Annotated in this window: 19 protein-coding genes; 10 read left to right on the top strand and 9 right to left on the bottom strand. The window is 68.8% G+C overall.

What is annotated here, in order from left to right:
* On the top strand, window positions 1-280 hold a 280-nt coding region (locus tag L687_RS32860; protein WP_021200065.1), incomplete at its 5' end, for a hypothetical protein.
* Window positions 281-291: 11 nt separating this feature from the next.
* Here L687_RS32860 and nucS read toward each other — a convergent pair.
* Window positions 292-987 carry an endonuclease NucS gene (nucS, locus tag L687_RS32865; protein WP_021200066.1) on the bottom strand — a complete coding sequence of 232 codons (696 nt, stop codon included), beginning with the start codon at window positions 985-987 and terminating at the stop codon, window positions 292-294.
* Window positions 988-1,043: 56 nt separating this feature from the next.
* Complete coding sequence (locus L687_RS32870; protein WP_021200067.1) at window positions 1,044-1,925, bottom strand: GAP family protein; 882 nt, start codon at window positions 1,923-1,925, stop codon at window positions 1,044-1,046.
* Window positions 1,926-2,041: 116 nt separating this feature from the next.
* Here L687_RS32870 and L687_RS32875 point away from each other — a divergent pair, with 116 nt between their 5' ends.
* A complete protein-coding gene (locus L687_RS32875; RefSeq protein WP_021200068.1) occupies window positions 2,042-3,238 on the top strand; it encodes a sensor histidine kinase in 1,197 nt (398 codons plus the stop codon).
* Window positions 3,235-3,882: a response regulator gene (locus L687_RS32880; protein WP_021200069.1), complete on the top strand. Its 648-nt coding sequence runs from the start codon at window positions 3,235-3,237 to the stop codon at window positions 3,880-3,882. The genes L687_RS32875 and L687_RS32880 overlap by 4 nt, the downstream gene beginning before the upstream one ends.
* A gap of 37 nt (window positions 3,883-3,919) precedes the next feature.
* Here L687_RS32880 and L687_RS32885 read toward each other — a convergent pair whose 3' ends face one another.
* The gene (locus L687_RS32885) at window positions 3,920-5,158 is read right to left on the bottom strand and encodes an MFS transporter (protein WP_021200070.1); all 1,239 of its coding nucleotides are present in this window, start codon (window positions 5,156-5,158) and stop codon (window positions 3,920-3,922) included.
* Window positions 5,159-5,218: 60 nt separating this feature from the next.
* On the opposite strand from L687_RS32885, the gene L687_RS32890 reads away from it, so the two are divergent.
* The gene (locus L687_RS32890) at window positions 5,219-6,280 is read left to right on the top strand and encodes a LacI family DNA-binding transcriptional regulator (protein WP_021200071.1); all 1,062 of its coding nucleotides are present in this window, start codon (window positions 5,219-5,221) and stop codon (window positions 6,278-6,280) included.
* An 11-nt stretch (window positions 6,281-6,291) separates the two neighbouring features.
* On the opposite strand, the gene L687_RS32895 is transcribed toward L687_RS32890, so the two are convergent.
* Window positions 6,292-7,791: a hypothetical protein gene (locus L687_RS32895; RefSeq protein ID WP_021200072.1), complete on the bottom strand. Its 1,500-nt coding sequence runs from the start codon at window positions 7,789-7,791 to the stop codon at window positions 6,292-6,294.
* Window positions 7,792-7,911: 120 nt separating this feature from the next.
* Here L687_RS32895 and L687_RS32900 point away from each other — a divergent pair, with 120 nt between their 5' ends.
* The 6 genes from L687_RS32900 to mnhG are packed head-to-tail and all read left to right on the top strand — an operon-like array spanning window position 7,912 to window position 14,278.
* Entirely contained in the window at window positions 7,912-10,881 is a 2,970-nt protein-coding gene (locus L687_RS32900; RefSeq protein ID WP_021200073.1) for a Na+/H+ antiporter subunit A, read from the top strand.
* Window positions 10,881-11,489 carry a Na(+)/H(+) antiporter subunit C gene (locus L687_RS32905; RefSeq protein ID WP_021200074.1) on the top strand — a complete coding sequence of 203 codons (609 nt, stop codon included), beginning with the start codon at window positions 10,881-10,883 and terminating at the stop codon, window positions 11,487-11,489. The genes L687_RS32900 and L687_RS32905 overlap by 1 nt, the downstream gene beginning before the upstream one ends.
* Window positions 11,486-13,036 carry a Na+/H+ antiporter subunit D gene (locus L687_RS32910; RefSeq protein ID WP_021200075.1) on the top strand — a complete coding sequence of 517 codons (1,551 nt, stop codon included), beginning with the start codon at window positions 11,486-11,488 and terminating at the stop codon, window positions 13,034-13,036. Before L687_RS32905 ends, L687_RS32910 begins: the two co-directional genes overlap by 4 nt.
* The gene (locus L687_RS32915; protein WP_021200076.1) at window positions 13,036-13,626 is read left to right on the top strand and encodes a Na+/H+ antiporter subunit E; all 591 of its coding nucleotides are present in this window, start codon (window positions 13,036-13,038) and stop codon (window positions 13,624-13,626) included. The genes L687_RS32910 and L687_RS32915 overlap by 1 nt, the downstream gene beginning before the upstream one ends.
* Window positions 13,623-13,892, top strand: a complete 270-nt coding sequence (locus L687_RS32920) for a monovalent cation/H+ antiporter complex subunit F (RefSeq protein ID WP_021200077.1) — start codon at window positions 13,623-13,625, stop codon at window positions 13,890-13,892. The genes L687_RS32915 and L687_RS32920 overlap by 4 nt, the downstream gene beginning before the upstream one ends.
* Window positions 13,889-14,278, top strand: a complete 390-nt coding sequence (gene mnhG, locus L687_RS32925) for a monovalent cation/H(+) antiporter subunit G (protein ID WP_021200078.1) — start codon at window positions 13,889-13,891, stop codon at window positions 14,276-14,278. Before L687_RS32920 ends, mnhG begins: the two co-directional genes overlap by 4 nt.
* A gap of 88 nt (window positions 14,279-14,366) precedes the next feature.
* Here mnhG and L687_RS32930 read toward each other — a convergent pair whose 3' ends face one another.
* The 5 genes from L687_RS32930 to L687_RS32950 form a co-directional block, all read right to left on the bottom strand.
* Window positions 14,367-15,128, bottom strand: coding sequence for an alpha/beta fold hydrolase (locus L687_RS32930; protein ID WP_021200079.1), 762 nt, complete (start codon window positions 15,126-15,128; stop codon window positions 14,367-14,369).
* 58 nt (window positions 15,129-15,186) lie between these two features.
* Entirely contained in the window at window positions 15,187-17,844 is a 2,658-nt protein-coding gene (locus L687_RS32935) for a penicillin acylase family protein (protein ID WP_084487365.1), read from the bottom strand.
* A 137-nt stretch (window positions 17,845-17,981) separates the two neighbouring features.
* On the bottom strand, window positions 17,982-19,817 hold the full coding sequence (locus L687_RS32940) for a YhgE/Pip family protein (RefSeq protein ID WP_021200081.1): 1,836 nt from the start codon (window positions 19,815-19,817) through the stop codon (window positions 17,982-17,984).
* Window positions 19,814-20,518, bottom strand: coding sequence for a hypothetical protein (locus tag L687_RS32945; protein WP_021200082.1), 705 nt, complete (start codon window positions 20,516-20,518; stop codon window positions 19,814-19,816). Before L687_RS32945 ends, L687_RS32940 begins: the two co-directional genes overlap by 4 nt.
* The gene (locus L687_RS32950) at window positions 20,515-21,168 is read right to left on the bottom strand and encodes a TetR/AcrR family transcriptional regulator (RefSeq protein WP_021200083.1); all 654 of its coding nucleotides are present in this window, start codon (window positions 21,166-21,168) and stop codon (window positions 20,515-20,517) included. The genes L687_RS32945 and L687_RS32950 overlap by 4 nt, the downstream gene beginning before the upstream one ends.
* Window positions 21,169-21,321: the final 153 nt, after the last annotated feature.

Raw genomic sequence — 21,321 nt, forward strand, 5'->3', positions numbered from 1 at the left:
GATGGAGACGAAGTTCGATGCGCGGTGCGATGCGATGGAGACGAAGTTCGATGCGCGGTGCGATGCGATGGAGACGAAGTTCGATGCCCGGTGCGATGCCCTGGACGCGAAAATCGATGCCCGGTGCGATGCCCAGGATGCGAAGTTCGATGCCCGGTTCGACACGATGGAGACGAAGTCCGATGCGCGTTTCGATCGCGTCGAGCAGCAGATCTTCGAGGTGAAGATCGCGATCGCGCGTCTGGAGGGGCCGGCACCCCGGCTCATCGCCGCGCGCTGAGAAGTGACGCCTCAGAACAGTCGGGGGATGCCCGACTCGATGCCCTTCATGTCGTCGTAGTCGAGCACCAGGCAGCGGATACCGCGATCCTCGGCGAGCACGCGTGCCTGAGGCTTGATCTCCTGCGCGGCGAAGACGCCCTGCACGGGGGAGAGGTGCGGGTCGCGGCCCAGCAGTTCGAGATAGCGGGTCAGCTGCTCCACGCCGTCGATGTCGCCGCGGCGTTTGATCTCGACCGCGATCGCGGCGCCGTCGGCATCGCGCACCAGCAGGTCGACGGGCCCGATGGCCGTCGGGTACTCGCGGCGTACGAGCGTCGCGCCCTCGGAGATGCGGTCCACCTGTTCGGCGAGCAGCCGCTGCAGATCGGCCTCGACGCCGTCCTTCTGCAGCCCGGGGTCAATACCCAGCTCGTGGGAGGTGTCGTGGATGATCTCGTAGATCTGCACGCGCAGCGCATCACCGGTCTTCTTGTGGGTGACGCGCCAGACCTCGACGACGCCGGCGCTGGCTTCTTCCTCGCCGGGGGTCTCGCTCGAGAGCGAGCACGGCGGGCTCATCCAGTTCAGCGGCTTGTAGCTGCCGCCGTCGGAGTGCACGAGCAGACTCCCGTCTCCCTTGTGCACGAGCAGACGCGTGGCAAGCGGGAGATGGGCGTTGAGCCGACCGGTGTAGTCGACCGAGCAGCGGGCGATGACGAGACGCACCCGTCGAGCCTACTTCGTCGGGAGTGCTGCGCGGTCGCAGGCGGTGGGCGCGGCGGTCATCGGTCGAGGAACGACCCGATCGCCTGAAAGAGACCGAGCTCGGTGGCGGCGGAGCGGGCGATGAGGAATCCGATGATGCCGATGATCCAGGCGGTGTTCTCCGCGCCGGTGCGCTCCATCCAAGCCGCGAAGCGTTCGAGCGGCCGCTGCACCAGGGGAGCGGCGACCAGGCGCAGGACGAGCAGCACGACAGCGGGCAGGATCATCAGCGCGCAGTACCCGACGAGCGACAGCACACGCAGCGGAGTGTCGATCCCCGCATCCGCCAGCATCGTCATCGCGACGATATACGGGAGCATGGTGGCGATCTCGACAAGCCCGGCGGCGATCGCGACGGCCATCACGGCGGTCCCGCGAGTGCGCGGGTCGAGCAGTCGCTCGCGCCACCGGGTGATGCGACCGGGGCGCGGCGCGGCGTCCGTCGTCATCGCGGGAGTCGGAGGGGGTGGCGTCGTCATCGACGAGCTGTGCGCAGCCGACCTCGTCGGCATCCCCGTCCACGCCGAGACCTGCGGGGTCGTGGGTCCCGACGTGGGGGTCGTCGACGTGGGCTTGGCGCGCTTGTCACCGGTTGGCATCACGAAGGCCGTGATGAGGAGCGCTCCTCCGACGAGCAGGCGGATGACCAGGCCGGCGGGCGAGGCCAGGAAGTCGGACGCCACGTCGACGAGATTCACCAGCCCCCAGAGGAAGAGGAGCCCGACGAGCAGGTAGAACGCGGCGATCGTCACCAGATACAGCAGGATGCGTCCGGCGCGCACCCGCCCCGGATGCAGGAGCAGGAAGACGGGGATGAGGAGAGTGCCGACGCTCAGCCCATCGATCAGCGCCAGGAGGGCGAGGGAGAGGGGAAGCGGCATTCCGCCGAAGAGTTCCATGTCTCCACGTTCACGGAACGGGGGACGGCTGCGGATCGGGCGAAAGTATCGTCTCCTTCGGCTCCCTCATCCCTTCGTCGGATGCGCGAGTGCGCGCGCCGTGGTTGCATGAGGGCATGCACGAGCAGGTCGAAGGCGGGTTCGGAGCCTGGTACCGCCGGCACCGCTGGTGGGCGGATCCGCTCGGGATGGCGATCCTCGCGGTCGTCATGGCGGGCTTCGGGTTCCGCGGCATCTGGGGTCCGTTCTCGATCCTCGAGACCTCCGTCTCGCCTTGGTGGGCACTGGCCCTCGCGCTTCCCGCGTGCGCGCTCGCCCTCGTCAAGCGGCGTATGCCCGTGACGGTCCTCGCGTTGGTCACGCTCCTCTTCGTGGTCGATCTGCTCACCGTCGGCGGCATCGGCACGCTCGTGGTGCTGCTGGACGTGTTGTGGACGGCGGCGTTCCTGGCGGGGCCGCAGGGGAGGCGGGTGCTGCTCCTCCTGCTGGGCGCTTCGACGATCATCTTCTTCCTCGCCGCCTGGTTCTTCACCGACGTGCCGTTCGCCGTGGCCTTCCTCATCGGCGTGCAGTTCGGCGCGATCTTCGGCACCGACTACTGGTGGGCGGTGGCGGTCTCCCAGGCCCACGAACTCGCCGAGCTGCATCGTCAGCGAGCGGAAGAGGCCGCCGCCGCCGCCGAGCGGGACCGCGTCGAAGCGGTGCAGCGTGAGCGCGAGACGATGGCGAGAGAGCTGCACGATGTCGTCGCCGGTCACGTGATGGCGATGGCGATCCGTGCCGAAGCGGCATTGTCGTCCGCACCCGACCGTGCCAGGGATCGAGAAGCCCTGCAGGCTGTGCGCGACGCGGGACTCGATGCTCATGGTGCGCTGCGATCCCTGATCTCGGTGCTCCGTCGCGGCGACGGGACTCTGGCGCCCGCACCGCGCTGGGCGGATCTCGGCGGAATCGTGCAGGAGGCGGAGCGGGCAGGGCTCGTCGTGCACCTCGTCGTCGATGACATCGAGGACATCGGTGCGGCGCGCGAGCAGGCCGTCATCCGCATCGTGCGCGAGGCGCTGAACAACTGCATCCGCCATGCGAGCGGCGCCGTCGTCGGCATCACGGTTCAGGAGCAGGACTCCGAGGTGCGGGTCGAGGTGCGCTCGCATGGCGGTGCGCCCAGCCGCGCTGCTGCACACGGCGACGAAGGCTGGGGGCTGCAGATGCTCCGGGAACGCGTCGGCGCGTTGGACGGCGTCTTCTCCGCGGGGCCGACCCCGGGCGGATGGGCGGTCGAGGGGCGCATCCCGATGGAGGTGCGGGCATGACGGCGCCGACCGTGCTGCTGGCCGATGATCACAGCGCGATCAGGGCGGGCCTGCGCATCATGCTCGAGACACAGGGCATCACGGTGGTCGGAGAGGCCGCGGATGGTGAGGTCGCTGTCCGCAACGCCGCGGCACTGCGCCCCGACGTCGTGCTCATGGATGTGCGGATGCCGGGGCGGGACGGGATCTCGGCCACCAGAGAGATCGTCGAGCGCGGTCTCGGCGACGTCCTGGTCCTGACGAGCTTCGACGAGGACGACCTCGTGTTCGGGGCCATCCGCGCCGGGGCCGTCGGATTCCTGCTCAAGACGGTCGACGCCCCTACCCTCGGGCAGGCTGTCCGCGCGGTCGCCGCGGGCGACGGCGCTCTGGATCCGCGGGTGACGAGACGTGCGCTCGCCGCCGTCGCCGAGAACGCCGCGCTTCCCGTGCCGGTGCCGGATGCGGGGAGGCTCGCGAATCTGACCGGCCGGGAGCAGGAGGTGCTCGAGGGGATCCTGCAGGGGTGGTCGAACGCTCAACTCGCTGCACGGCTGCGCATCTCGGTGCCGACGGTCAAGACTCATGTCTCGAATGTGCTCACCAAGCTCGGCGCGCGCAGCCGTTCACACGCGGCAGCGCTCGTCCGTGGTGGCGAGGACTGAACCTCACTCCGCCGCCGTGATCACTCCGCCGCCGTGATCAGCCCTGTGACGTCGTCGCGGCCGGCGTCTTCTCGTCGTCGCGGAGCGGGCGCGCGGCGCCGGAGAACAGCCCGGACATCACGACCAGTGCGACCAGGATGAACAGCGTGTTGAGCAGACCGATGTGCTCGCTGATGACGCCGAGCACGGGAGGTCCACCCAGGAACGCGATGTAGCCGATCGTGGCCGCAGCGCTCACCCGGGCCGCTGCCTTTGCCGGATCGTCGGCCGCCGCCGACATGCCGAGCGGGAAGCCGAGGGAAGCGCCGACGCCCCAGAGCGCCGCCCCGACGAGCACGAGCGGGAAGGTGGGCGCGAGGATGAACAGCAGGATGCCCGATGCCGCCGCGACCGCGAGGATGCGCAGCACCAGCACGCGGCCGAAGCGGTCGACGAGCGGACCTCCGAACAGACGCACGACGGTCATGCCCACCGAGAACACGGCGAGCGACACGGCGCCGGTACCCTCGGCGAAGCCGTGCCCCTGCTCGGTGCCCAGGGCGATCCAGTCGTTGGCGCCGCCCTCGGCGAATGACATGCCGAGCATGACCACGCCGATCAGATAGGTGCGCGGTTCGCGCCATGCCTCGAGCGCGGTGTGCATGCGTGCACGGAAGGCCGGCTTCTCGTGCGCCGCGGGATCGAGGGCGGCCTCGCGCACCGGCACCTGGAAGAAGCAGACGATCGCGATCACGGCGATCAGCGCACCCATGACCGCGGCGTGGGTGGCGACGTTGATGGAGAGCTGCGCCGCGAGGGCCCCGATTCCCGCGCCGATGACCGTGCCGAAGCTGAAGAATGCGTGGAAGACCGGCAGGATCGTGCGGCCCATCTGCTGCTCGATCGCCGTGGCTTCGACGTTCATCATCACGTCGACCGATCCGTTGCCGAACCCGAACAGCACCATGCCGATGATGACGACGGGTACGGAGCCGAACACATTGGCCCCGAGGCCCACGAGGACGATCCCGGATGCGAACATCAGCATCGTCAGGAGCATGCCCCGCCGGGCACCGAGGCGCGCCATCACGGCGGGACCTGTCGAGATGCCGATGATCGATGACACGCCCATGCCGAGCAGGATGAGGCCGACCTGCGCGTTGTCGAGCCCCAGCGCCTCCTTGATACCGGGTACGCGCGACGCCCAGGTGGCGATCGACAGCCCGCTCGCGAGGAAGATGGCGAAGATCGCCGCGCGCCAGCGCACGAACTGCGAACGGGAGAGGGCTGTTTCCATGCCGGACAGCCTATCGAATCGATTCGACCGAAGGGAACCGTGGGGAGCTATCCTCGAAGTATGAGCAGTCAGGAGACGCCGCGTCGGCCCACGATCGCCGACGTCGCACGTGAGGCGGGCGTGGCGACGTCCACCGCCTCGGTCGTCTTCAGCGGCAAGGCGAATGTGGCGGCCGCCACGCGGGAGCGTGTGCTCACCGCGGCGTCGGACCTCGGATACGCGGGTCCGGATCCCCGCGCGGCGTCGCTGCGTCGCGGACGCAGCGGCATCGTCGCCGTCGTTCTCGAGGGGCACCTGCGCGCGGCATTCCTCGATCCGGTGACGACGGCCATGATGGACGGCCTCACCGACGGTCTCGCCGACCTCAGTGCGGGCATCCTCCTGATGCGCGACGAACCGGGGGAGGAGGGGGCCGCCATCACGAACGCCCCCGTCGATGCCTTCGTCCTGATCGGATGCTCGGGGCGCACGAAGGCCTCGCTCGAGGTGGTCGTCGGCCGTGGTCTGCCGGTGGTCGTGATCGAAGGAGATGCCGGTGAGGATATCCCCCGCATCACGCTCGACAACGTCGCAGCGTCCGCCGACGTCGCGCGGCACGTCCGCGACCTCGGTCACCGCGACGTGGCGCTGGTCACGCTCTCGCTCGACAGCGAACGGGAACGGGCACTGGTGACCCCCGAACGGATCGCGAACGCGACCGTCGACGTCTCGGTGCATCGCCTCGAGGGGATGCGTCAGGTGTTCCCCGATGCGCCGGCGATCTCGGCGTCCGGCAGCCTCATCGACGAGGGCGTGCTGGTCGGACGGATGCTTCTGACCGACCCCGCCACCCGCCCGACGGCCGTGCTCGCCCAGAGCGACCTGCTCGCGGTCGGGGTGATCCGAGCGGCCGAGGACCTGGGGCTCCGCGTGCCCGAGGACCTCTCGGTCGCCGGTTTCGACGGGATCCCGCTCGACGGCTTCGGGGATCTCACCCTCACCACCAGCGTGCAACCGGCGGTCGAGAAGGGTCGCGCGGCGGGGGAGCAGGTCGCCCGCATGCTCCGCGGAGAACCGGGCGAGACGCAGCATCTCACCTGTGTGTTCCGCGCCGGCACGACCACCGGCCCCGTCCCACGCTGAGCGGCGCCCGCTCAGCTGCGCTGCGGACCGAGCGGCAGGCCGTTCTCCCCGAAATCGAGGATGCGGTAGCGCCCGCAGTCGATCACCTCGTCAGGGATGGCCGGTGACGAGAGGCGCCAGGGAACCGTCTGGGCGTCCTCCACGAGGAATGACACCTCACCGACATCGAAATCCGCTCGGCTCACGAGCCACGCGTAGCCGTTGAGCTCATGATCGACCTGCACGAGACGGGCGGGATCCTCCAGATGCAGCTTCGGCAGGCGTACCGTCCAGAACTGGCCGGCCCCGACCCGGCCCGACGCATCGACCCAGTCGGTCACACAGGCGAGATCGGCATCGGGGGCGGCGCTCGCAGCGGCGAGCCGGGGAACGCTGAACGTGCCGCCGATCACGAGCACCACGGTGGCGGCCGCCGCGAGGAGAGCACCGGCACGCCGCGGCACCCGCCAGGCACGGGGAGCCGCCACCACGGCGAGCACCGGCGCGAAGACGAGGGGCTGCAGGTACCGGGCGGCGTGGGTGCCGAGAGCGATCGCGCCGATCGCGACGAGCACGGGGGTGACCCATGCGACGGTCGCGACGAACCGCGTGCCGGGATCGCCCGCTCGCGCCGTGCGCGCGATGGCCGACGCGATGAGGGCGAGCACGATCAGGGCGCCGATGATGCCGGCGGGCGTCGCCGTGCGGTCGAGGAGAAGGGTTCCGTAGTAGCCCGCCGACTCCGGCCAGAGTTCGGGCTGGGCGTAGCCGGCTCCGGTGTTGGCGATCCATGCCCGAAGAGGAATGCGACCGAGGAAGCCCATCGCGGTGCCCAGGACCAGCACGACGAGCATCGTCGCCGTGCGGGTGCGTCGAGGCGACCGGATGAGCATCACGGCGAGGAGAAGAGCGATCGGAACCGTCGCCCAGGCGGCGAACAACGGGTTGGAGAGGGTGGAGACGGCGGCCGTCGCGCCCAGAGCGATCAACGACCCGGTCCCGCCCTCGTCGCGGTCGATCACCCGACGCACCAGACCGACGGACAGCACGACGGCGATCACCGTCGAGCAGTAATACGTGGTGGTGAGCAGCAGGGAGGCGAGTTCGAGCGCGTCCCGAGAACCCGAGACATCGGTCATCGCCAAGATGCCGAAGACCGCGAGCCCGAGGAGCGCCCAGCTGACCGGGGCGGTGTCGTCGCGTCGACGGCCCGAGACCAGCCGGAGGGCCCCGTAGAGAGCGAGCATGTTGATGACGGCATTGATCGTGAGCAATCCGTTCACGTCGACGGGCAGCACCGCATCGAGGCCGGCGAACACAGCAGACTCGGGCAGGAACAGCACGCTGGACATCGCCCAATCCAGCGGAGCGCCGGACAGGACGGATCGTGCGAACATCGCCACGACCAGGGAATCTCCATCGCGGAACAGCAGGTCGGCGCGAGCAGATGAAGCGACCTGCGCCACCGTGATCATCGCCACGGCCAGTGCCCCCACCCAGCCCGCGAGCTCTCGAACCCAGACCCGCCGCATGAGGCTACTCTCGCACGATCGTGCAAACGTGGACCGCAGGAACCTCTCGCGCCGGTAAACTGGTCTGACACCCGCCCGCCTGTGCCGAAATGGCCGACGAGCCCTGAGGGAGCCGCGTATATGCTGATGCTCCTCGCTGTGTTCCTCCTCGGGTCGCTGTTGATGCCCGTTCTGGTGCGCTGGCTCGGAGCTCAGGCTTTCGCCATCGCCGCCCTCGTCCCGGCCGCCGCCTTCGTGCATGCACTCGTCATGACGCCGCAGGTGCTCGACGGGCCGGTACCGTTCGAGTCGGTCGAGTGGATCCCCCAACTGGGTCTGAACCTCTCCATGAACATGGACGTGCTCGGCTGGGTGCTCACCCTGATCGTCACGGGCGTCGGAGCACTGGTTCTCCTCTACTGCCGTTGGTACTTCTACGAGGACTCGGCGGGCGTCGGACAGTTCGCCGGCGTGCTGTTGGGCTTCGCGGGCGCGATGTACGGACTGGTCCTGACCGACGACCTCGTGATCCTCGTCATGTTCTGGGAAGTCACGAGCATCCTCTCGTACCTCCTCATCGGTCACTACCGCCGCCGTGCCGCCAGCCGTCGTGCGGCGCTGCAGGCTCTGCTGGTGACGACGCTCGGTGGCCTCGTGATGTTCGTGGGCGTCGTGCTGCTCGTGGTCGACACCGGCACCTCGAGCATCCGCGAGATCCTCGTCATCGCGCCCAGCGGACCTCTCGTCGATGCTGCGATCGTCATGCTCCTGATCGGGGCGATCAGCAAGTCGGCACTGTTCCCGTTCCACTTCTGGCTCCCCGGTGCGATGGCCGCGCCCACGCCGGTGAGCGCGTATCTGCACGCCGCCGCGATGGTGAAGGCGGGCATCTACCTGATCGCCCGGTTCGCGCCGATCTTCGCGTTCAGCACCACCTGGCGACCGATCGTCATCACCCTGGGCATCATCACGATGCTGCTCGGGGGCATCCAGGCGTTGCGTGAGACCGACCTCAAGCGCATTCTCGCCTTCGGCACGGTCAGCCAGCTCGGCTTCTTCGCGATCGTCGTCGGCTACGGCACGCAGGCGGCGGCGCTCGCCGGTCTCGCCCTGGTCATCGGGCACGCGCTGTTCAAGTCGGCGCTCTTCCTGATCGTCGGCGTCATCGACCGTCAACTGTCCACCCGAGACATCAACGAGCTCTCCGGCGTCGGTCGGCAGGCACCCGTCATGGCGACCGCGGCATTCATCTCCGTGGCATCGATGGCGGGCATCGCGCCGACCATCGGCTTCGTCGCCAAGGAATCCACGCTCACCGCCCTCCTCGACGACGCACAAGGCGGATCCCCGTGGGGACTCGTCGCCCTCATCGGTATCGTCCTCGGATCCATGCTGACTGCGGCATATGGGGTGCGTTTCCTCTGGGGCGCGTTCTGGAGGAAGCGCGATGAGCAGGGCCAGCAACTCCCCGACACAGCCTGGCCCGACCCGCCGGTCGGCTTCCTCTCGGCCCCGATCATCCTCGCCGGCGTCACGCTCGCGGCGGGGATCGGCGCCCCCGCTCTCGACACGGCTCTGCAGGGGTACGCCCTCACCGCGACCCCGGGGCTCGACCATGCGGGCGAAGCCGTCGAGGGCCCCGGCCATCTCGCGCTGTGGCACGGCTTCGAGCCCGCACTGGGCATCTCGATCCTGTCGATCCTGCTCGGCATCGGGCTGTTCCTGGTCACCCGCAGGACCGGATGGGATCGCAAGCCGCGGATCCTGCGATTCACCGCGGCCGACATCTACTACTTCGTCATGCGCGGCGTCGACCGGCTCTCGGTGCTCAGCACCACGCTCACCCAGCGGGGCTCGCTGCCGGTGTACGTCGGCACCATCTTCGTGGTGTTCGTCGCCGCCGAGGTCACGGCCCTCATCGCGAGCGACATCGATCGGTACAACCTGTCCCTCTGGCACACCCCGGCGCAGATCGTGGTCGCGCCGATCATGGCGATCGCCGGCATCTTCGCCGTCCGTGCGCAGAAGCGCTACACCGGCGTGGTGCTCGTCTCGGTCACCGGACTCGGCATGGTCGTGCTGTTCGCGACGAGCGGTGCACCCGACCTCGCGCTGACGCAGATCCTGGTCGAGACGGTCACGATGGTCACGTTCGCGCTGGTGCTCCGTCGCCTCCCCGCGCGGATGGGCGAGCACAACGCCTCGGTCGGACGCATCCCCCGCGCGCTGCTGGCGATCGGCGTGGGCGTCACGATGGCCTTCGTCGCCGTCGTCGCCACCCAGTCGCGCATCGCCGACCCGATCTCGGAGGCGTTCCCGAAGCTCGCGTACGAGATCGGACACGGCAAGAACGTCGTCAACGTGGCGCTGGTCGACCTGCGCGGCTGGGACACCATGGGCGAGCTCTCGGTGCTCGTGCTCGCCGCGACCGGTGTGGCCTCCCTGGTGTTCGTCACGCACCGCGCCGACCTGCTCGCCGCCACCAAGAATCTCCCCCGGGCGACGCGCAAGGCCGCACGCAGCCGCCCGCTCGTCGAGACGACCGAGGGCATCCGATTCCAGACCTCCGAGAACGAGAGCAGCCCGCGGGCGTGGCTCGTCGGCGGTCAGAAGATGAAGCCCGAGAACAGGTCGATCCTGCTCGAGGTGATCGTCCGCATCCTGTTCCACACCATCATCGTGGTGTCGATCTTCCTGCTGTTCTCCGGCCACAATCTGCCGGGCGGCGGCTTCGCCGGCGGTCTCGTCGCGGGCATGGCACTCGTGATGCGCTACATCGCCGGCGGACGCTGGGAGCTGGGCGCCGCGGCCCCCACGGATGCGGGACGACTGCTCGGCACCGGCCTGATCCTCGCCGTCGGCACGGCGGTCGTTCCCCTGTTCTTCGGTCTCGCGCCCCTGACCAGCACCTTCTGGGAGTGGGAGATCCCCGGCATCGGACACATGGAGTTCGTCACCTCGACCATCTTCGACATCGGCGTGTACCTCGTCGTGATCGGGCTCGTCCTCGACGTGCTGCGCAGCCTGGGCGCCGAGGTCGACCGTCAGGCGGCGCTGCGCACCACACCGGGTCCTGAAGGATTCCTCTCCCGGGGCGGGAGGAGCAGCTGATGGACGTCTCCCTCACCCTGATCGTCATCATGGCCATTCTCTTCGCGTGCGGCGTGTACGCGATGCTGGAGCGCAGCCTGACCCGTGTACTGATCGGCTTCCTGCTGCTCGGCAACGCCACGAACCTGCTGCTCCTGATCGTGATGGGCGTTCCCGGCAACGCGCCGTTCTTCGGGACGGAAGGGGAGATGAGCGACCCGCTCCCGCAGGCGCTCACCCTCACCGCCATCGTCATCACGTTCGCGGTCTCGGCTTTCCTGCTCGCCCTGATCTACCGCTCCTGGCAACTGGGTCAGGCCGACACGGTCGAGGACGACGAGGCCGACATCGCGCTCCGCGAGCGCACAGATGCCGACGAAGACCTCATGGACGACGAGTCCGAGACCGACGACGACGAGGCGACCACCGACTTCGTCGGCGTGCAGACCGCGCCGATCACGGTGCTGCACATGCGCGATCATCCCTCGATCCACGACGATGCTCCGTTCGACGCCCCGACCGGGTGGGGGAGCGAGCCCTCCGAACCGTCAGAACCCTCCGACGAGGGCCGTGAACCGCGCCCAGACCAACCCCATGACCGCGACGAGAACGAGGAGGGCAAGCCATGACCGCCCTCGTCCCGCTCCTCGTCGCACTGCCTCTGCTGGGCGCCGCGGTCACCCTCGTCTTCGGTCGCAATGCGCGCCTGCAGGTCGTCGTCACGGTGGCCACTCTGGCCGCGGTCTCGGTCATCGCCGCCGTGCTCCTGGTCGTGGTCGATTCCGGTGCTCCGCTGGCGGTGTCGGTCGGCGGCTGGCCCGTGCCGTTCGGCATCGTGCTCTACGTCGACAGGCTCGCCGCCCTCCTCGTGCTCATCTCCAGCATCGTGCTGCTCGCGGTCCTGCTCTTCTCCATCGGCCAGGGTGCCGCAGACGGCACCGACGAGACGCCGATCTCGATCTTCAACCCGTCGTACCTGATCCTCGCGGCCGGCATCTTCAACGCCTTCATCGCGGGCGACCTGTTCAACCTCTACGTCGGCTTCGAGATCCTGCTCGTCGCGTCGTACGTGTTGATCACCCTCGGCAGCACCGAGTCCCGCATCCGTACCGGCGCGGTCTACATCGTGGTGTCGCTGGTCTCGTCGATCCTGTTCCTCGCGTCGATCGCGATGATCTACGGCGCACTCGGCACGGTCAACATGGCCCAGATCGCCGAGCGCATGTCGGAGCTCCCGCAGGAGACGCAGCTGGTGCTGCACCTGATGCTCGTGGTGGCCTTCGGCATCAAGGCCGCCATCTTCCCGGTGTCGTTCTGGCTGCCGGACTCGTACCCGACCGCACCGGCCCCGGTCACCGCCGTGTTCGCCGGCCTGCTGACGAAGGTCGGCGTGTACGCGCTGATCCGCACCGAGACCCAGCTCTTCGCCTCGAACAGCATCGACACGCTGCTCTTGATCATCGCGCTCGCGACCATGATCGTCGGAGTGCTCGGTGCCGTCGCACAGGCCGAGCTCAAGCGAATCCTGTCGTTCACACTGGTCAGCCACGTCGGCTACATGATCTTCGGCCTCGCGATAGCGACCCCCGCCGCGATCGGCGCCACGGTGTACTACATCGTGCACCACATCGTCGTGCAGACCACCCTGTTCCTCGCCGTCGGGCTCGTGGAACGTCGAGCCGGAAGCACCTCGATCCTGCGGGTCAAGGGGCTGCTGAAGGTCGCCCCCCTGATCGCCGTTCTCTATTTCGTCCCCGCGATCAACCTCGGCGGACTGCCGCCCTTCTCCGGCTTCATCGGCAAGTTCGCCCTCTTCGAGGCGGCGGCCTCGGTCGGTACACCGATCATGATCGTGCTGATCTTCGGCGGCATCGTCACGTCACTGCTGACCCTCTACGCCCTGATGCGCGCCTGGAACCTCGCCTTCTGGCGCGAAGAGGAGGACTCCACCGAGACCGAGGGACGCATCTCGTACCTCGGCAACGCGCCGGCGGCCGATGAACAGCAGGAGCGCCGTCGCATCCCGAAGATCATGACCGTGGCGACCGGCGGCATGGTCGCGGTCACGCTCGCGTTGACGATCTTCGCTGGTCCTCTCTACGCCCTCTGCGACCGCATCGGCGCCGCACTGCTGCAGCCGGTGAGCCTCGTGCAACTGGAAGAGGAGGTGGGCTGATGGCGCGCGACACCCGACGTCACCTCTGGCGCGACATTCGCGTGCAGCTGCCCTTCCTCGCCTGGCTCGTGGTGCTCTGGATGCTGCTGTGGGCGCAGTTCACGGTGCTGTCGTTCCTCACCGGACTCGTCGTCGCGATCTTCGTCACCCGCGTGTTCCGCCTGCCGACCGTCGCGCTCTCCGGCCGCATCAACCTCTGGTACGCCGCACTGTTCGTGGTGCAATTCCTGTTCGCGGTGCTGAGCGGTGCTCTCTCGGTCACGGTGCAGGTGTTCGACTTCCGTCGCCAGCCCGGCACGGCCATCATCGCGGTGCCGCTGCGGTATGCCGACGACCTGGTGATGACGCACGTCGCCGTCGTGTCGTCGCTGATCCCCGGGTCTCTCGTCGTGGAGACCGACCGCGACCGGCGGATCCTGTACCTGCACGTGATCGGGGTCCGGAATCTCGACGACGTGGAGAAGCAGCGCGCCGGCGTGCTCCGGTGGGAGCGACGCGTGGTGCGTGCGCTCGGCGACCCCGATCAATATCGTGCCCTCAAGGCCGACGAGCGCGCGGGCCTCGGAACGATGAAGGGCGGTGCCCGATGAACATCCTCCTGCTGCTGATCATGGTGGTGTTCGGCATCGCCGCTGTGCTCGCGCTGATCCGCATCGTGCGCGGACCGTCGATCCTCGACCGCGCCGTCGCCTCCGACGTGCTGCTCACCGAGGTGATGTGCGTGATCGGCGCCGAGATGGCGATCAACGGTCACACTCGCAACATCCCCGTGCTCTTGATCATCGCGGCGATCGGAGTGTTCGGGTCGATCGCCGTCGCCCGGTTCGTCGCGAGAAGGGACAACACGACACCATGAACGTGTTCGGTCTCATGATCCCGGATGCCGTCATCGACGTGGCGGTCCTGGTGCTCATCCTGCTCGGAGCGCTGCTGTGCCTGTCGGCGGCGGTCGGTCTGCTGCACTTCCGCGATGTGCCGTCGCGACTGCACGCGGCGACCAAGCCTCAGGTGCTCGGACTGCTGCTCATCTGCATCGCGATCGCGCTGTCGCAGCGGTCGGTCGGCGGCATCCTGATCGGGTTCGTGCTGGTCGCCCCGGTCGTGCTCATGCAGTTCGCCACCGCTCCGCTCTCGGCGCACATGGTCGGACGGCAGGCGTATCGCAACGGCACCATCGAGCAGCGCGGCCTCGTCGTCGACGAGCTCTCCGAGTCGAAGCAGACCCCGCCCGCTGCGGGCTGACATCGAGCTCTGATCCTGCCGGCTGCGCCGGGCGCTCGATGCCGGCACGCCTGATCCCGTGGGCCGCTCATGAGGAGGGCCCGGGGCGTCAGAGGCGAGCGGTGAACTCGTGGATCAGGCGCGCCGCGGGTTCGGAGTCGCTGATCAGCGTGCCGTGACCGTGGTCGGGGATGACTTCGAGGTCGGCGCCGGGGATGGCGTCGATGATCTCGCGGCACCAGCTCATCGGAGCCAGCGGATCGCTCTCCCCGCGCAGCACGAGCACGGGGCACTGGATGCGCACGAAGGCGTCTTCGGGCTCGTGCACGATGGTCGCACGCATCTTCCGGAACAGGTGGGGGCCGCCGCGGAGGTACTCCCGGGCCCCGCGCCAGATGACCAGGGGGCGTTCGCCGATGAGGTCGGTGAGCAGATACCGCGCCTGCGCGCCGATGTTGCGCGCGGCCTTGTTCACGGTGGGGCCGGCGAGCACCACTCCCTCGACGAGGGACGGATGCCGCGCGGCGAGCTCGGCGGCGATCTGACTGCCCATCGAGTGCCCGATCACGACGACGGGGCCCGAGTCGACGTGCTGCAGGTAGGCCGCGACGAGGTCGGCATGCCGTTCCATGGTGAGCGTGCGGGTGGGCTCGGGCGCCTCGCCGAATCCGGGCAGATCGAGGGCGATGACCCTTCCCTCGAGACGTTGCACGATATCGAGATAGACGCTCCGCCCCATGCCGATGCCGTGCAGGAGCAGATACGTGTGCGGGCCCTCACCGAACGTCTCGGCGATGAGGGTCGCACCTGCATGCTCGAACTCCAGGAGCGTGACGGGGGTGCCCTTGGGGGCGAGATAGGCGGATGGCACCCGTCAACGCTAGCCGAGCATCCTGGGGCGCTGCTTCAGATGCCCCGAGAGCCGTCGTTCAGCCGGCCGGGGTGAGCACCAGGGTGTTGACGGCCGCTGCCTTCACGGCCTTCGTCGAGTACGCCCACGGCTTCTGGATGCCCGCTGCCCAGTCCGCCGTCTGATCCGTGTAGTGCTCGTTGTACGCGTGACCCGAGGCGCCGGTGAGATGATTCCAGGTCGAGGCGTCGAAGTCGGAGAGGTCGACGACCATGCGCATCGACGGCACGGTCGTGGTGGCGTACGAGACCCCGAGCTCCCATCCGGTCGCGTTCACCACCGAGGCCCCTCCGCTGACCGGGAAAGGTCCACGGTTGAAGAGTGCTTCGATCGGCGCGATGCCCGAGGAGCCGAGTGTCTCGCTGGTGAGGGTGATCGCGTGCAGGTCGCCCCAGTTCCAGCGTGAGACGGTCGTGCCCTGCAGAGCCGCGAGCTCGTCGTAGGCCTCTTCCGCCGACAGTGCCAGCATCTGCTCCATCCCGTCGACGTCGATCTGCGCGTTGACCCAGAGCGGGTCGGAAGGATCGGCCAGCATGTCGGAGACGACGGTGAAGAGCCGACCTTGGCCGTCGATGGGGAGCGGCTGAGCGCGCTCGGCGAAGATGTTCTGCACCAGGTTCGACCACAGCACGTTCGCGTAGGCCGCAGCCGCCGACGATGCGGAGTTCTGCCCGTCCCACCCCTGCAGCAGTTCCACGGCCCCGGTCGGGCCTGCACCGGACACGTCGACGTCGGCCATGGCGGTCGCCAGCTGGGTGCCGATCCACATCTCGTTGTCCATCTGGATCTCGCGCATGTCGTCGGCGGTCAGCGGTGCGACGGCCGCGCGTCGCTCGATGAGGTGTGCGATCCGGGCGGCGCGGTAGCCGTAGTCCCAGTCGCGGGAGAGGAAGTAGGCGTAGTCGTCGGTGACGATCGCGTTGTTCGCGGTCACGATGTATCCCGAGGCCGGGTTGTACGAGACCGGCAGCTCCTCGAACGGGATGAACCCCGTCCAGTCGTAGCTGCTGTCCCACCCGGGCTGCGGCATCCATCCGTCGCCCGCGCCGCGGATCGGAAGACGGCCCGGGGTCTGGTAGCCGATGTTGCCCTCGGTGTCGGCGTAGATGAGGTTCTGTGCCGGCACGTCGAAGAGCGAGGCCGCGTAGCGGAAGTCGTCGAAGTCCTGCGCGGTGGAGAGCGCGAAGATGGCCGTCGCCGCCGTACCGGGATCGAGCGCGGTCCACCGCAGACTCACGGCGTACTCGGCATCGTCGGAACCGGGGGGTGCGGGCGTCGGAGCGATGGCTTCGGCGCCGAGGGCGGGTTCCGGGGCCCCCGCGATCGCCGTGAAGTCGTCGGTGAGTCCGGAGATGAGGGGCCCGTGGACGGTCGAGCGGATGGTCAGCTCGATGTCGTCGCCGCCCGCGACCTTGATCGTCTCGGTGCTCTCCTCGAGAGGCACCAGTGCTCCGTCGCGCCAGTACTGGTCGCCCTCGACGCGCTCGATGTACAGGTCGGTGACATCGGTGGTGAGGTTCGTGAACCCCCAGGCGACCTTCTGGTTGTGGCCGATGACGATGCCGGGAAGGCCGGAGAACGAGAAGCCTCCCACGTCGAACGGGCACTCCTCGCTCACCGTCGAGCACTTCAACTGCACCTGGTACCAGACCGAGGGCAGCGAGGCCCCGAGGTGCGGATCGTTCGCGAGCAGGGGCATCCCGGTTTCGGTGAGGTCTCCGGAGACGACCCAGGAGTTCGAGCCGATGCCCTCGCCGACATCGCCGACCAGCACACTCGCCGCTTCGATCACGCTCGAGGTCTCCTCCCATTCGACGGTCGTCGATGCCTGCTGCGCCTCGCCGTCGGTCTCGGAGGTGGTGTAGGCCGCAGGCTCCGCATCGGTGCCGAGTGCGGGAACGGTCGAGATCTTGGGCACGATCACGGGGTTCTCGTCGAACGGGTAGTCGGGATAGAGCTTCGCCAGCAGGTCACCGGTGGCCGCGTCCTCTGCCCCGTCCGCGCCTGTGCTCAGCTCTGCGGCCAGCAGCGAGCGTTCGGTCTCGTCCTCGATGTTGCCGCGCAGGTCCCAGGCCATGGCCTTGAGCCAGGCGACGGAATCCGCGGGTTCCCACGGCTCGGGAGCGTAGTCGGGGTTCTGCAGTCCGATCACGGCGTACTCGAGCGACAGTTCGGCGCCGGAGCGCGAAGCCAGGTAGGCGTTCACGCCATCCGCATAGGCCTCGTAGTAGCCGCGCGTGGTGTCGTCCATCGCCTCGACCTCGGCCTCCGCGACCGTGCGCCATCCGAGCGTGCGGAGGAAGGCGTCGGTGCCGGCCTGCGACTCCCCGAACATCTCGGCGACGCGGCCGGCGGTCACATGGCGGCGGAAGTCCATCTCGAAGAACCGGTCCTGCGCGTGCACGAAGCCCTGCGCGTAGAACAGGTCGTCGGTCGAGTCGGCGGTGATCGTCGGGATACCGCGGTCGTCGCGCTGCACGGTGACCGCGGCCGCGAGCCCGTCGAGCTCGATCGATCCCTCGGTCTGCGGGAAGGAACGCTGGATGGTCCAGGTCACGAAGAACGCCGCAGCCACGGCGATCACCACGACGGCGGCCACGACGAGGAACGCGATGCGCCCGATGCGAACGCCCAGCGGGAGGCGGGAAGGGGCAGCGGACTCCTGCGAATCGGTCATCATCGTCGAGAACACTTTCGGGTAGAAAGGTGGAACTCAGTTCCACCGAGCCCCAGCGCGCGTTTCAGGGCCGCGCCTTCGCATCATATCCGCACCGGCGCTCGCCACGAGGCGTTCCACGACGAGCACCGGGTCGATCATCCGATCAGGCTCGGCTGCAGATCGCGCAGGGTGCGCCGATGTGTCATCCGCGTCACCCCGATCATCGCGAACAGCAGCGCGCCGACGAGCCACACGCCGAGCACGGCCAGATCCCCGCCGGCACGCGCGAAGTCGCCGCCGTACATCAGCTGTCGCATCGCATCGACGACGTAACCCAGCGGCAGCACGTGATGCAGGGCGGCGAGGGGAGCGGGCAGCGTCTGCCACGGGAACGTGCCGCCCGCGGTGACCAGTTGCAGCACCATCAGAACCAGGCCGAGGAACTGCCCGACCGATCCGAGCCAGACGTTCAGGGCGAGGATGATCGCCGCGAAGGTCGCCGACGCGAAGACCATGATGCCGAGCGTGCCGAGCGGATGGTCGAAGGTGAAGCCGAGCGTGATGGCGAGGATGCCCATCAACCCGAGCATCTGCACGGCACCGAGCATCGCCGGGGTCAGCCAGCCGGCCAGCGTGATGCGGATGGGGGAGTGCAGTGCGGTGATGGCGCGCCGGGAGATGGGCTTCACGATCAGGAAGAGGGCGTAGATGCCGATCCAGGCGGAGAGCGCGGCGAAGAAGGGGGCGAGTCCGGCACCGTAGTCCTCGGCGGAGGCGACCTTGTCGCTCGACACCTTGACCGGGTCGGCGATCGTGTCGGCCTGAAGCGAGCGCAGGTCGGGGGTGGAGGCGGGAATCGCGTCGACGCCCTGGGACAGCCCGTCGCGCAGCTCGGCCGTGCCGGAGGCGAGCGTGGCGAGTCCATCGCGCAGCTGAGAGGCACCGTCGTTCGCGGCGGAGGCACCCGTGGCGACCGCGCCGGCACCGGTGGCGAGCTCCGAGGCGCCCGAGGCGAGGGAGGCGGCACCGGCGGCGAGCTGATCGACCTTGCCGACCGCGGCCTGCACCTGAGTGTTCCCCTCCTGCAGGCGAGCGCCGAGCGGATCGAGCGTGGCGAGCACCTGGTCGATCTCGTCGGGCGTGAGGCCCTGCTGCGTCAGGGTGTTCGCGATGTCGGTGCGCACCTGCGGCAGGGCGTTCGCGGCCTGCTGCACCGCGGATCCTGCCCGGTCGGCGACATCGGCGAGCTGACGGTTGCCCGCGCTCACCTGCTGCGCGCCGTTCGCGAGGCTCTGCGCCCCCGTGGCCAGTTGCGCCGTTCCGTCGGCGAGCTTCGCGGTGCCTTCGGCGAGCGTGGAGCTGCCGGAAGCGGCGGTGCCGGCGCCGTCGGTGAGCTGCGTGGCGCCGTCCGTCGCCGTGATCAGCTTGTCGCGCACGTCGCTGAGGCCGGTGAGCAGGCGCTCTGCGGCCTGGCTGCCGACCATCTGGGCGACCGAGCTGCGGATCTTCTCCACGGCCTGCGTGCCCATCGATGAAGCGAGGTAGTTGTTCGCGTCGTTGGTCTCGAGGTCGATGCGCGCCTGGTGCGGGTCGCTTCCCGCGGCCGAGGTGAGGGCGGAGGAGAAGTCGGCCGGGATCGTCACGGTGAAGTCCACAGTGCCGTGTGTCAGGGCTTCGGAGGCTTCGTCGGCCGACATCAGCTGCCAGTCGAAGGCGTTGCCCTTGAGGAGGTTCTCGGCCACGTCCTCGCCGTAGTTCACGGTCTCGCCGGTCGCGGGTTCGGTGCCGGTGGTGGGCGCGGGGGCGCCTTCGTCGTCGACCACGAGCGCGACAGGGACCTCGGGGAACTTCGCGTACGGATCCTGGTTCGCCCAGAGGTAGAGACCGCCGTAGAGGATCGGGACGCAGATCAACGCGACCAGGGCGATGATGCCCATCCGGCTCGCGGTGAGTCGCCGCAGCTCGGCGGCGATCATGGCGGGAACCTTCATCGCGCATCTCCGTTCTCACTCGTGGCGGGTGTCTCGTCGGCGGCGGGAGACGCGGGCTCGTCGATCGCGAGCGGTTCGACAGGCCCGGAGGCGTTGATCGCGTCGAACTCCTGCATCCGCTCCAGGGCGATGGCTGCCGAGCCTCCGATGATCACGAGCATCGCGTAGCCGCGGTCCGCGAATTCGCCCGCGATGCGCCACCAACCGTCGGGGCTTCCTCCGTGGCGGTCGGGCGACACGAGCACGATGCCCTCGACCCCGGATCGGAGCACCGCGAGTTCACACAGGATGCGCACGCGTGCGGCGGGATCGATGGAGCCGAACGGCACGCCGGCCAGCTCGGTGTAGCCGAGCCGCGCGAGCCAGCGTCGTGCGTGCAGCGGAGTGGCGCCGAGTCCGGCGAACATGAGCTCTTCCTCCACGACACCGACGAGGGCGACGTCGGGGTGCGGGTCGCTGACGGCGGGGGCGTCGACCAGAGCCACGCGACGACGCAATGCCTTCGGATCGTCGGCGGCGTCGATGCTCACGCGGCCGGTGTCGGGGCGCATGCGACCGCTCGCGATGAGTCCGAGCACCGTCGGTCGCTGCTCCGTCTCGGCCAGGGCGAAGCGCACTGAGCCGGTGTGGAACTCGAGCGAGATCGCCGGGAGTGCTTGGCCGTTGCGGCCTTTGCTCACGTCGTGCAGAGAGATCTTCATGCCCCGTCCTCCGGGGTGTTCGGGGGTTCCGTCGGGGCTGCCGCGGATGCGGCGAGGTCGGGGTGCGATGCGAGCAGCTCGTCCGCTTCGCGCCAGGAGAGTCCGGCCATGCTCAGCACCGTCCGCACGGCGAGGTCGGCGGCCCCCGTGCTGGCCGCATCCGTGCGGGAGATGACCGTGCGCGCCATCTCTTCGATGAGGCGAGCGAGGGTGGGGGCGGCGAGGTCGGTGCGGAAGCTGCCGTCGTCCTGTCCCCGGCGCACGAGCGCTGCCACAGTGCGGCGCAGGGGAGCGAGCGCGGTGGCGGTGTGTTCGACGTGCGTCTCATCGAGGGCGAGGGCGGCGGCCACCTGCACGTGCGCGGCTTCGTGCCAGAGGTGGGCGGCGAGGCGGGCGAGGGCGAGGCGGGCGTCAGCGTCGTCGATCGAGGCGGCGATGGCGTTGAACCGCTGCGCGCCGGTGGAGATGAGTTCGCGGATGAGGGCATCGCGATCGTCGAAGTGTCCGTACAGGGTGCGCCGCGAGAGCCCCGCGCTGCGCGCGATCACGTCGACGGAGGCGTGCGGGTGCAGCGCCAGGGTCGCGCGGGCGGCGGAGAGGATGCCGGCGCGATTCTCGACGGCGTCGCGACGAGGTGCACGGGTGGTCATGAGTTCACGATAGGGATCATGCACATGAATGTGCAAGGTATGGCGTGCGGATTCGTGGAGAGCGCCCAGGCAGGCGTACAGCGCTGATCGAGGACTGCTGTGTTATGTTACGCGTTGCGCGCTGGCGCGCACGGGGGATCGCACCGGTTCCGG

It is taken from the genome of Microbacterium maritypicum MF109 (genome assembly GCF_000455825.1).
GTDB lineage: Bacteria > Actinomycetota > Actinomycetes > Actinomycetales > Microbacteriaceae > Microbacterium > Microbacterium maritypicum_A.